This window comes from Pseudothermotoga sp. U03pept, assembly GCF_051235805.1.
Classification (GTDB): Bacteria; Thermotogota; Thermotogae; order Thermotogales; family DSM-5069; genus Pseudothermotoga_B.
The window spans coordinates 826,257-838,980 of record NZ_JBPNXV010000001.1; the positions used below are offsets into that span (position 1 = coordinate 826,257).

At 42.6% G+C, this 12,724-nt stretch carries 7 protein-coding genes; 1 reads left to right on the forward strand and 6 read right to left on the reverse strand.

Annotated features, from left to right (window positions below; genetic code table 11):
• The 6 genes from ACSFC1_RS04110 to ACSFC1_RS04135 form a co-directional block, all read right to left on the reverse strand.
• Positions 1 to 3,687 (reverse strand): RecQ family ATP-dependent DNA helicase, encoded by a 3,687-nt coding sequence (locus ACSFC1_RS04110; RefSeq protein ID WP_435564853.1) that lies wholly within the window; start codon positions 3,685 to 3,687, stop codon positions 1 to 3.
• Between the two features lie 320 nt (positions 3,688 to 4,007).
• Positions 4,008 to 6,590 (reverse strand): DEAD/DEAH box helicase, encoded by a 2,583-nt coding sequence (locus ACSFC1_RS04115; protein WP_435564854.1) that lies wholly within the window; start codon positions 6,588 to 6,590, stop codon positions 4,008 to 4,010.
• Positions 6,591 to 6,717: 127 nt separating this feature from the next.
• Entirely contained in the window at positions 6,718 to 7,329 is a 612-nt protein-coding gene (locus ACSFC1_RS04120) for an HAD family hydrolase (RefSeq protein ID WP_435564855.1), read from the reverse strand.
• A gap of 85 nt (positions 7,330 to 7,414) precedes the next feature.
• Positions 7,415 to 9,949 (reverse strand): type I pullulanase, encoded by a 2,535-nt coding sequence (gene pulA, locus ACSFC1_RS04125; protein WP_435564856.1) that lies wholly within the window; start codon positions 9,947 to 9,949, stop codon positions 7,415 to 7,417.
• Positions 9,950 to 10,003: 54 nt separating this feature from the next.
• Positions 10,004 to 10,969: a hypothetical protein gene (locus ACSFC1_RS04130; protein ID WP_435564857.1), complete on the reverse strand. Its 966-nt coding sequence runs from the start codon at positions 10,967 to 10,969 to the stop codon at positions 10,004 to 10,006.
• Between the two features lie 224 nt (positions 10,970 to 11,193).
• Positions 11,194 to 11,694 carry a hypothetical protein gene (locus tag ACSFC1_RS04135; RefSeq protein WP_435564858.1) on the reverse strand — a complete coding sequence of 167 codons (501 nt, stop codon included), beginning with the start codon at positions 11,692 to 11,694 and terminating at the stop codon, positions 11,194 to 11,196.
• A 271-nt stretch (positions 11,695 to 11,965) separates the two neighbouring features.
• Here ACSFC1_RS04135 and ACSFC1_RS04140 point away from each other — a divergent pair, with 271 nt between their 5' ends.
• Positions 11,966 to 12,718 carry a DapH/DapD/GlmU-related protein gene (locus ACSFC1_RS04140; protein ID WP_435564859.1) on the forward strand — a complete coding sequence of 251 codons (753 nt, stop codon included), beginning with the start codon at positions 11,966 to 11,968 and terminating at the stop codon, positions 12,716 to 12,718.
• Positions 12,719 to 12,724 lie beyond the last annotated feature (6 nt).

A 12,724-nucleotide genomic window follows, 5' to 3' on the forward strand; every position in this document is an offset into this window, starting at 1 on the left:
TCATTCCCCTTTCGTTATCAGAATTTCGCAACTTTTTTGAAGTTTTGCCAGCAGGAACCATGCTGGTATTTCAGAAAGTTCATCAGGTAAGGCTTCGACAAGCTTCCTTGCCAGTGAACGTTCAGGTCGTTTTTGGAGAAGTTCAACAACAAGGGTTTTTGCAAAGTCGCTATCTCGAGTTGCGATAATTGAGAGTGCCCATGCCGAAAATTCATAAACGACTTCCCCGCTCAGACCGTAGTTTTCCAAAGCCGAAAAAATCGACGCGATGAAGTTCTGCTCTGTTACCTCTAAGCTTTTGTCCTTACAGAAGATCTCAGAGAGGGCGCGTAACATAAGCAATGCTGGATGATCTGGATAACTTTCAAGATAACGAGAAACTTGACCTCTTAGTTCAGCAGCTTCGTTCGGTGAACAGACCATTCCAAAGAGATCTTTGCACTTTTCCAAACCTGTTCTGTAATCGTTGATCACTTCTTCCAATGTTTCCGAGTACTCAGTTGATTCTAAGTATCGCAAGATTCGCTGGCGGAAGATCTCATCAGTTGGAGAGTCGGAGCATGCGAGCACCATTTCATAAAAAGCCCGGCGCCTTCCTCGCTCGATAACATCGTAGATGAAATGAAGTAGAAGGTTGACCATTTCTAAAACAAACTGCTTATGAGGAAGTGAAAGAAATCTCGATGCTTTCTCTACTTCAACCTGTTTCCTGCTGTAGAGATAACTTGCAACATATCTGCCGTACGCCTCTATGATTTCCTCCTTGGTCGCACCTGATACCGCCACGGTGAACTCGTCACGTGCGTAGTTTACTGTGTAATCGGAAATCACCCCGATGACAAGGAGTCGATGCAATGCCTTTTCTGTAATCTCTCTTACTGAGCGATCGTTATCTTCATTTTCGCCAAAACATTCGGTAGCACCGATGGTTACATTACCTCTCGCTGATGTGTCTGGAATCTTGGAAAGAACCTGCTTGATATCTTCCTTTTCTCTATCAATTCCACGAAATGTGTTTATGTGGAAGTAGAAAATCCTTGTTATATCATCACTGTCTTCCATCCTCAGATCTCTGATGATTTGCTCGATTTCCTCTATTTTCGTGTTGGGATTTAGCAGCTTCTTCGCTCGCTCAGGATCATCAACAGAAACGACTATGCAACAATGAGCAGTCCTTCTGTCTCTTCCGGCACGCCCAGCCTCTTGATAGAAGGACTCTATCGATGCTGGCAAGCCGAAATGAATGGTGTATCGAATATTTGGCTTATCTATTCCCATCCCAAATGCCTTTGTACACACCAAGAGTGGTATCTTGTTTCTTTTGAAGAGCTTTGTGGCACGACGTTTGTGAGATCGGTATTGGTCTGTGCCCCAAAACTTAGGTTCTTTTCCGCTGTAGATGTCATTTGGGATACGCAATTCTTTGTCGATCTCTTCCTTCACTTTTGTGATCCCAAAATCGCCACCAACATGAGGACAAAAGACGAGACCTGAATAGGTATCATTGCCTCTTGGTTGATAGAAAGAAGAAAAGGAACTGTTGAAAAGGCTTGGCAGTTGGTCAAAACAGCCCTTGAGCCTTGCGAGCTTTTCTTGAGACTTCGAATAGACTATCTGAAACTTCAATTCCTTTCTGTCAAAGGTCTTTGGTGTGATAATGGCATCGAAGTCCTCTATCTGTAACTCTCGCTGAATGTCTTTCAAAACGGCTCGTGAAGCGGTTCCTGTCAATGCAACCATTGGTGGGACATGACCCTGTGATTCACAGTACTCGCGGCTCACCCTTCCAATGTTGAGGTACGCAGTTCTAAAATCATGACCCCACTCAGAGACACAGTGAGTTTCATCTACAACTATCAAAGAGATAGGAGTGTGTACGGTGAGCGTACGTAGTGATTCTCTGAATTCAGTGGTTTGAAATCGTTCCGGAGCAATGTACGCAAAAAGATATTCACCTTGACCAAACAGTTGCATTGCTCTCGATCTATCTTTTGGATCTGTGATCTGACTTGTAATGGCGATGCAGCGGTCGATACCCATCTTCGTCAGATTGTCTATTTGATCTTCCATTAGGGAAATGAGCGGGTCGATTACCACTGTCCTACCTGGCAAGAGCATCGATGCAAGTTGGTACACCAACGACTTTCCACCACCGGTGGGGAGCAAGAGTAAGACATCTTTGCCCCTAAGTACGCGCAAAACGCCTTCGTACTGTCCTTCCCAAAAGTGAGTCTTACGAAACAGATATCTTAGAAAATACTGCAAATCTTCCTCTTTGATTTCCTTCAATCCTCCAATCACTGGGGCAACCGACAATGAGGAATTTGCTATGTGAAATGGCACATAGATGTTTTGCACGAAAAACGTTGGTATCTCGGCTGAGCTCTTGTTTGAGAAAGAGATACAAAGTACATTTGTACACTTCCTGCCAGAAAATTCAAAAAGCAGCTCGCACACAGAATTCTGTATTTTGAAACTAAAAGAGTAAAGATCGCTGAGTCGCTGTAATAACTCTTCGAAGTCAGCTACGGTCTTTTTCAGTATTGCCAAAGCTTCTTCTTTATCGAATAGACCCAGTTCATCCAAATCGGCGATGATCTGCCATGAAACGTTCTCGTCGAATTCAAGGAAGCCAGATTGAAGAGCTTGTGCAAGAACCACTTGAATTTGATGAGCGATTTTGACAGCGTTTGTAAACTTGACGAACTTCTGAGGCACGGCTGATGAGTTTTCTGAGACTGCACTTTTAACCCTCGAAAGTTCTGAGCTCAACAACGACAGTTTGCTGCCAGCTCTTTGGCGTATCTCTTGCGCAGTGATTCGAACAACTTTATAGCCATGTGTGTTCAAGAGATTGTCTCGTTCCCTGTCTGATACAATCTGATTCTTGTGCTGTTCTCCGTCGATTTCAACAACGATCTTTTCTTCCAACCAAGGAGCGAATATGGCAAAATCAACCCTTCCGTACAATGGCAGATCTGTGTCTGGTTCAAAGGGTATGAGGCTCGAAAGATCGACTTGGGGCAGCACAAATTGATCAAAGTTTTCCCCAAGAACTCTTGGCAAGATCTCATAGTAGAATATCTTCTCCTCTTTGCTGTCAAACCAAAAAGATCCCGCCACTTTTCTATAACTCTGAATCAGAGAATCTTTGACCGATGAGAAAGAAATTTCTGCCCCTTGCACATCAAAGAGTTTTTCAAACTCCGCTTCCAGCTGGGGAGACAGTAAAGTGATTCGTCCTCTGGTCAAGATCTTTTCCAAGACCGATATGATCTGTCTTTTCTTACCATCCAATGGAGATCGATCATCCTTGGATGGAAAATCAATCCTCCATTGGCAGAAAGCCGTCAAGATTTCCTTGTCTAAGTCATCAAGATCTTCTGAGGTGATTTCATCGAGTAAACCTACAGGGACTGCCACAGATTCAAGAAATCGAGCCTGATACCCAGCAAACCTCTCTCTGGCAAGCAAATTGCGAGGAAACGAAGATTCTGATGTTGTGGAACCTTTCTCATTCGAAGTTGTTTCCTTCAGTGACGGCACATAAGGCACAGTTGCCGTGCAATCTGGATAACGGGAACACCCGTAGAACATTCCCCCGGCATTCGGACCTCTTTTTGCTACACGCAATACCATCGGAGAGCCACACTTAGGGCACCTGACTTCTTCCATTTTAAGCTCCATTCCATCAGACTGGTTCTGAAATGATTCTTGCGAAAACTCTTTGCCAGTATTTCAATCAGATCAATTCTTGTGTCACAAACGGTGTCATTCTTTGTTCAAATACTGATATCTTTAACAAAATTATACAGCGAAAAGAAGCAAAATGTCAACAACAGGTTTCTCAGTTGGAAAAGTTGAACGCAACATAGCACAGAATGCAATATTGCACCAAAACAATTATTCGACAAAAAGTTGTGATGTGAGGAAAATCCAAAATGAAAGAGTATAGTGGAAATTGAGAAAGAGAGTCTCAAGTTCGAGAGAAAAGAAAATGAAGATTACTAAGGCATCTCCACCACGTTTCCGTTTTCCAGATCATAGTACGCTGTGATAGACTCACCTTCTAATGGTTGAACATATTCTGCAGAGATCTTAAGAGGAGTTCTATCAGAATCGAGAGGCTCTATCTCATACATCAGCCCCTTCGTCGAGTAGAAGACCCTTTTGATCTTCACCTCTTGGTTATCGATGATTCTGATTCCTATCGATCCAGGTTTGATGATTTTTACACAATTTTCGCTGGGTTTAAAAGTTTCTTCTTCGATCTTCACATTGACCAACTGCGGTGGACTTTTGGCATCTTCAATCGTTGATCTTAGAACTTTAAGAACTTCGCCTTTTTCTCTCTCATCTTGTAGGCTTTTTCCACACAGCTTTATGGCATCCTCGAGTACGTTGATTATTACATCGTCTTCAAGCAACTTTGAGGTGATTCTGAGACTTCCATAGGTTTCATCATATATCACAACATAGCGTGTCTCTTTATCGGGAAAGACACCGTTGGGTTGTCGAGTTTTTCCTGTTGTAAAGTTCGTGTCATTCACTTCAAGACCAGTGCAAGTGTGGAAAGCCGAATGGATCAACTGTGCCAGTTCTTGAATATGGGCATTGCAGAAAGAGGGATGGTAGATCAACACACCAGTGGTAAAAAAGAATCTCGTGAAACTCGATTGATGAAATGTTATTTTGTCTTCTTTGATGGGATACGTCCTTCTTATTTCGCTTGGACCACGTTTTTCAGTAAACCCCTGAATGATGGTTTTGATCTGCAGTTCTACTTCTGCCAGAATCATATTTCCTCTTTTCAAAACCTGAATGGGTCTTGAAAAGTTCGGAAATGCAACGCTTGGTAGAGATATTGGTTTAGTAGTGTAGTATCTTTCTTTCTTGAGTATCACTTTATGATTTCTCAGATCTACATAACAAACTCTGTAAGGCTGTGTGGCGTAATAGTACACTGCTCCTGGATAGGCTTCACGCATGAGTTGATCGTACGAGATTTGACCTCTTGGAATCTCATCACCAGCCACTTTGAGCGACATTTCAAACTGAATACCAATGTCTCTCAAAGGGTAGTAGTGGTTTGGATCGTCTTGAGACTCAGCCTTCATAAGTCCAAGTTCTCCTGAAATGTCTCCTTCCCTTTCTCGCTTACACAATTCAAGGAAGCCGCTGGGCCAGTTGATGGGTGAGCTGAATGGCTCTGGGTCTTGTCCCAATCTTTCGCAGATCTGGTCGTACTCACCTCCAGATCTTGCAAGGCATAGGGCATGTACGTACTGCAATCTATGGTTCTGAAGGTACAATGTTGTTTCGACAGGTGGCAAATGCAGAATTCTTTCAGGTTCAAGAAAAACTAAATTGTCGTTTGGACTTGATGTCTTGATGACAATGATCGTTCCATCTTTTTTGCGTCCTATTCTGCCAATTCTCTGCAAAAAGCTTGTAGACGATTTGGGTACACCAACAAGTATACCCAGACTCACATGTGGAATATCCAATCCCAGTTCCATGGCGCTGGTACATATGACACCTCTGAGTGTACCTCTTTCAAGGCGGTCTTGTATCGATTTTCTATCTTCCTCTTCATAGCCAGAGCGAAATGGCAATATATCATACTTCCTGAAAGGTTCAAAGAAATCGTCATAAGGATTATCACTCTCAGTGACCTCATTTTCTTTACCTCGATTGACCGATGTAGCCAGCAGTTCAACTTGTTTCCTGCTGTCGACGAACATCATGAAAGATTCCTGCGTTCTGTGCAAGATATTTTCGAGAAGAGTTTTCAATACGTCGATCTTTGCACCTTCTGGATGATCCACAAAGTGTATCCTCAAAAGGTTGCGAGGAGACGTGTTGAGAGCTTCATCTACTACTGCAAAATCACAACCAAAAAGCTGGTGAAGGTGTTCGTTCGGATTGGATATCGTTGCCGATGCAGCGATTATTTTGTAAGAGGAACCGTAGCAGGAGGTTGCGTGGAACAGTCTTCTAAAAAGAAAGGCGGCGTTGCTTCCAAAGACACCGGTGTACGTGTGGACTTCATCTACTATCAAGAGTTTTAGTTTCGAAAGGAAGCACTTAACTGCTGAGTCACCAATCTTGTACATCAGCCAAGAATGAATTACATCTGGTGTCATAAGCACGATGTTTGACTGAACCAGTATCCTTAAGCGGTCTTCCATATCAGTATCACCTGTCAAGATGCTGATCTTTGCTTCGCATTCCGCTTCTCCTAAAGCCTTTTGCCATCTTTCAAATTGTTGAGCTATCAAAGCCTTCAGAGGGTAGATCACCAGAACTTTACAGTTCGGATATTTTGAAAACTCCTCACAGGCTGCAGCGTGAAAGATCAAAGTCTTGCCTGATGCTGTTGCTGTCGAGATGCACAGATTTTTACCGCTCAAGTATTCCTCCAGAGCCAAGAGTTGGTGAACGTATAACCCATTTGGAAATCCTTTCAGAAGTCTTCTTGTCGGTGAACTCACAGGTACTTTATCTACAGGAAGATATTCAGCACCCCTTGGAGGAATTTCTAAGGTTCTGATATGTTGCCAACCTAATCTTTCAAGGAAATCTTTCATTCTCTCACCAGCCTTCGACACACGCTTTTCACAAATAGTGACGCCAAAGCTGGTGAGTTTCTGACAAACTTTGCAACATTTGTTGAAAAGACAAAGATATATCAAAGTGCTTTAAAAGATTTTCATCTCAGCATGAGAACTTCTTTCCAAGCAGTCTTTCGAGCTGATCTTTCAGGTTTGAGTTATCTTCAAGATGAATGACTTTGAAACCAAGTTCTTGAGCAGTTCGAATATTTTCGGCTTTGTCATCTATAAATAGAGTCTTTGTTGGCTCTACGTTGTATTTATCTATCAAAGTGGTGAATATCTGAGGATCTGGTTTGATCTGGTTCACGTGAGAAGAGATCACCATGCCGTTGAAGTACTTGAAAAAATCATAAGTCTTGTGAATGTAATTAAAGCCGTTCTTCCCAAAGTTGGAAAGCACGTAGAGCTTGTAACCCATCGCCTTCAACTGAGGAAGAAATCTTATGTTTTCTTCTATGGGCAAGAGCAGCCGCAGAACATTCTCTTTCATATGCTCGATGTATTCAGCATAATGAGGAAATCTCTCAACCATCATTTGCCACAGCTGCTCTTCTTCGATTTCACCTTTGTCGAGCAAGTTCCATTCTTTTGTTTCAAAGACATTCTTATTCAAAAAGGTGGCAACTGGCTCGCCGAAGACCTTCAACATGTAGCCATATGGATCCCATTGTATCAAAACACGTCCAAGATCGAAAACGATATTTTCTACCAAAATACTCTCTCCCGTTTAGGAGAGTACCAAGATTACTTTACTGAAAATTGAAAAATCAGATGCCTTCACGTGACTTGCCAAAGATCTAATGGGTATTCTTGTACATCACCATCGCTGATATTGCAGGGACATTTATCGTTCCGGTTATTTTGTAAAGAGTTTCTGTTCCTGCTCTTTCTTTGTCAACGACGACATTCCACTCTCCGTCAGGCAAGGTGATCTCTTGTGCTTTGATATCTCCGTTGTATATCACCAAGATCTCTTTCCAAGGATCGTTGTTGGCGTGATCAGTTATCACGAATGCGACGGTCTTCTTCGGTGAGTCGAGGAAGCTTATATGTTTTCTTATTTCATCTGCCGTTTTGAGTCTGAAAGCAGGGTGTTCCTTTCTCAGTTTTATCAGCCCTTTGTGATAGTTGAAAACATCGATGAACTGCGCCTTTCTTTCGTAATCAAGAGCGTTTATTGAGAGAGGTGCATTGTATGAATTCTCGTTGAACTGCTTCGTTCTGCAAAAGTCTTGCCCTGCGTGGAAGAACGGCACACCTTGGGATGTGAGTAATATCGCCGCCGCAAGCTTCTGCGCTGATTTTAATTCCTCTTCGCTCCACTCTCTTTTGTCCGACTTTGCTGCCAAGAGATTTTTGTCCCAAAGTGTATGATTGTCGTGGCATGCAGCGTAATTTATGGTCTGCTCTGGACTGTGTGCAAAATCAACGATCAATTTGTTGTCGTAGTTGATGCTGCCAACCACACCTCTTTTAATTCTCGTTTCTCTTGCAACTGCACCCATGACAAAGCCCTTTGCTTTTGCATCGAAGACTGAGCCTCTAATAGCATCTCTTATACCGTCATTGAAAACAGCTATTCTCACATCGAGCAGCTGTGCCTTACCAAACCTTGGTTGCACACCCCACCCTCCCCAAGGTTCTCCGTAGATTATCACATTTGGATTGATCTGCCTCAAGGTTTTTTCGACCAACAACATCGTTTCTCTGTCTATCAAGCCCATCTGGTCAAACCTGAAGCCGTCCACATGATATTCCCTCACCCAGTGAACAACAGCATCGAGAATGTATCTTCGCATCATCAGTCTTTCGCTGTTTGTTGTGTTTCCACAACCACTTTCGTTCAAATGCTGTCCCATTCTACCAATTCTGTAATAGTAATACGGGACGGCTTGATCAAAAACAGAGAGTTCTCCAACACCATAGGTGTGTGGAAAGACGACATCTATGATCACTCCAATGTTGTTCTTGTGGAAGGTCTGGACCATCTTTTTCACTTCAAATATCCTCGTCTTTGGGGCTTTTGGATCGAGGCTGTAACAACCTTCTGGCACCATGTAGTGGTATGGATCGTAACCCCAGTTGTACTGTTTTTCAAAATCTCTTTTCAGTTCATCGCCTGTGTAGAAATCATATATTGGGAGAATGTGCACATGTGTGACACCAAGTTCTTTTATGTGTTCAAGCCCCGTTGTGACACCGTTTGGGCCTGTCGTGCCTTCCTCGATCAAGCCAAGGTAAGATGATTTGTCTTTCACGTTACTCGTCTGAGAACCCGTCATATCTGCGATGTGTATTTCGTAGATTATCGCATCTACGTAAGATTCGAGCTTAACATAACTGTCCTCTTGCCAATTCTCAGGATTTGTTTGTTTCATATCGACAATGGCACCAAGTTTGCCTTGCAAAGATAGTGCTTTTGCGTATGGATCTACTCCTTCTCTGATCTTGCCGTAGTTTTCATACTGGTATTTGTAAAACCATCCTTCCAAGTCTTGATCGATCTTTGCATACCAAACGCCTCTTTCCCTTCTTTTCATTTCGAGAACGACATCTGGCTCACCTTGTTCGCTTCTCTGGTACAACAACACTTTGACAGACCTGCTCACAGGTGTCCAAACGTAAAACTCTGTGTGTTCTTTCGTGTACAACGCCCCCAAAGGACCATCGTAATACAGCTGGTCAAGGACTTCTACAGCGTAGACCCTTGATTTCTTGAAACCTTCTATCTGCAAAAAGATATCTTTTGAAAGATCTTCTTCTCTCAGAGGTTCTGAAAGTTTCACTCTGAAGTAATTGGTCCTCGTTATGTCCGTTGGGTCGGCTTTTTGTAGAGCACTCACTGGTAAGGGTTTTTCATCAAGAGTGACTGTTACTTTGTCAAGATGTGCGTTCAAATCTATGGCGTTGGTCGCGTAGACTTCTATGGTTGAAAAATCTGTCAACTTTGCAAAGAAGATTCTTGGACTTGTGTCGGGTTTGCTGGTGTATATCTCTTCAACATTTTGCAGAATCCATACTTCAGCCCTGCCGTCTTTTATCTCTACAAATCTGTCTTTTGCCACATCCTTTTCCTCCCACTCTCTCAGCCTCACGATTATACCAACCTTTGTGAGATCCATAGGTATGGTGATAAAAGCCTTTAAGCCAAAATCGTCGCTCTCAGTGAAATTATAAGCCTTACCTTCTTGACCGATAGGTTCAACGGGCCATATCCAAAGATTCCATCCATCGTATTTGCCGTCGAACCTGTGGTAGTGAACAACGATCGTCGTTGAAGCAAAAACCGCAGCACAAATAAGTATCAGGGCAAGAAAAAGATGCCTTCTCACAAGTACACCTCCATAAAGATTAATTATATTTTTGCGGGGTGTACACAATCAGAATCACAGTTGTCCTACCTCTTTTAGGAAATCCATCAAGAAAGCTCTTGCGAGCGAAGAAAATTCTGCAATAATTTGGATCGTTACCTTCTTCAGCTCGTTCAGTTGTGATTCTTTTGCTTTGAAATCTTCAAAGCCAACTGTACGAGTCTGTAGTTCTTGTGAAAAACTTTCGTTGAAGATCTTTGACACAATACCAACGTTGTTCAGCCCGAGTAATCTCACCCTTTGAATGAGTTGCCTGATGTGTCTGCTGTCCTTTGGCTGGGCGCTGGCGATGGCTTTCACAATGTCTTCATCTGCATTGTAGAGCAGATAAGCCAAGTAGTCGTCATAGGAATAGTGAAGATTGGATAAGTATGTCGCCGTCTGCTTGTCAAAGAGCGCCTTCATTGTGTCAAAAAAAGTACCCGGCGTGTTGTGAAAGGGCATCGAGAGATCTTCAAGGTGATGCAATGCCCTTGCTAAGAACCTATAGCCCCAGTACTCATCACCCTTTTTGAAGGCTTCTCTTGACATCTTTACGAAATAACGAAAACTATCACTGCCTTCAAAGAAATCTAAGAACAACAATCTGTACTTCATGTGTCTAACGCCTTGGCTGTTTCCAATGATCGATTGAAGCGGTGAAAGATTCAGTCCTTCGTCCATGCCAAGATCAGGTTCAACTGAATAAATCGTCAGAACTTGCCACAGATAAACTTTGTTATCGATAGGTTCAGGATCTGGTGGGTAAAAGGTCGCTGTCTTTGGTACAAACTGCTGGATGAACTCTCCACAGTAATCTTCAAGCCTTAGATAATCAGTATTATAAACACGATTCTCTTGGTATGTGTACGGTGTTATCTGGATCAGCTTCTCTGCGTTGGGTAAAAAATCTTTTACTACAAGGTAAGTCAAAACCTCGTGAGCAGACCAGCAAAAAACAGTTGAAGCCATCAACAGCAAAATTGGTACCAGTCTTCTCATGTACTGTCCCCCCTTCTCACAGAGGTATTTTAGCACAGCAACAAAACGATCTGTCGCCGCTTCGAGAAAGATATGGTGTCTACCAAGTTGAGCAGAAAATCCTCAAGATATGACAGCAAGTTAATCTATAAATGCACATAGGATGACTACATTAAACCTGCTAACTCAGTTAAACACAAGAGCAGTCCTTGTCGGACTGCTCTTGTTTTGTCAGAATTTTGTATTCACGGACCAAATGATATATGAGGATATGTATCTACATTAGTTGCATCGTCGGTTCCTTCAATGTAAACTGTTAAAAGATATGAAGTTGTTGTACCTGTTATAGTTATCATTGGAAGATCTACAACTGTTTTTGTACTATCTGCTGTGGTACAGACATAAGTGACTGAATAGATCTTGTCCACAAAACTTGGTTTGTCAGTTATGATCCATTGTTTCGGCTCGGTCACACCAGCTACTGTGATTTGTGTTGGCGTTCCGGCCGGCACAAAAGGAAGAAGAGCAAAAACAGAGTCTTCTACCAATTCCTCAACGTCAGAGTCATTCACATCGCTCGATCTCACATAGATGATCTTGCGCAGGTCGCCATAGGTTCGTTCGGAAGAAGATGTTACCAAAGTTTTGATTCTTGTCGCCAGATCCTCAGCTTGACTTTGCGGTGTGGGAGAAAGAAGTTCCCCACTTCTTGAGTGTAACTTGATCTGTAATACTAAGTATAACAAATTCCTCGATACTCTTGCAAATTTGAATTTCTTTGCTCGGCACAGTAACTAATGATATTTTCAATGGAGAACGTACCTGATGACTCTGTAAACTGTACTCATGCAAATCACACAGTTAGTTTTCACCTTCTGAGTTTCTAATATCGATGAGATGCTATGCACGCAGGTTCTGGAATCTCTCAAATCTTACAAGGTCGTTTGATTGGCAAAGGTAGGTCAGAAAGATTCGAAAGCTCACTTAATGTTAAGATCTTCATCGGGAGGTGAAAGGATGTATATTTCTAAAAAGGCGAAGGTTGGTTCCAATGTGAAATTTGGTTATAACGTGATTGTTGAAGACGGTGTAACTATAGCAGACAATGTCTCGATCGGTCACAACGTAGTGATAAGAAGAGATACAGTTATAAAAGAAGGTTGTGTGATTGGTGACAACACTGTTCTGGGTAAAGAACCTTTCAAAGCTGCTATCTCTGCTACAACTGAAAAGAGAGAATTGCCAGCTTTGATCATCGCAACAAATGTGACAGTAGGTGCCAACTGTGTGATCTACCGCGGTGCTGTTTTGAAAGATTACGTTTTCGTCGGAGACTTGGCGAGCATAAGAGAAGACGTAACTGTGGGTGAATACACCGTCATAGGAAGAGGTGTAACCATTGAGAACAAGACAACCATAGGAAGGTATGTCAAGATAGAAACCGAGGCATACATAACGGCTCTCTCTACAATAGAAGATTATTGCTTCGTCGCCCCAGAGGTCACCTTCACAAACGACAATTTCTTGGGCAGAACTGAGGAAAGGAAAAGGTATTTCAAAGGTCCCACGATCAGAAAAGGTGCCAGAATAGGTGCGAATGCGACGATTCTACCTGGTGTAGAAATCGGTGAAGATGCACTTGTGGCAGCTGGCGCGGTCGTTACAAAAGAGATCCCACCAAGGAAGATATACGCCGGAGTTCCTGCAAAGGAGCTGAAAGATGTTCCAGCTGAACAACTCTTAGAGAATCAAAGTTATTACAGAGGTTAGGGGGAA

What these genes read in the sequence shown, in the direction of transcription:
- ACSFC1_RS04140 (WP_435564859.1), top strand. Translation starts at nt 11,966, where the DNA reads ATGTATATTTCTAAAAAGGCGAAGGTTGGTTCCAATGTGAAATTTGGT.
- ACSFC1_RS04110 (WP_435564853.1), bottom strand. Translation starts at nt 3,687, where the DNA reads ATGGAGCTTAAAATGGAAGAAGTCAGGTGCCCTAAGTGTGGCTCTCCG.
- ACSFC1_RS04115 (WP_435564854.1), bottom strand. Translation starts at nt 6,590, where the DNA reads ATGAAAGATTTCCTTGAAAGATTAGGTTGGCAACATATCAGAACCTTA.
- ACSFC1_RS04130 (WP_435564857.1), bottom strand. Translation starts at nt 10,969, where the DNA reads ATGAGAAGACTGGTACCAATTTTGCTGTTGATGGCTTCAACTGTTTTT.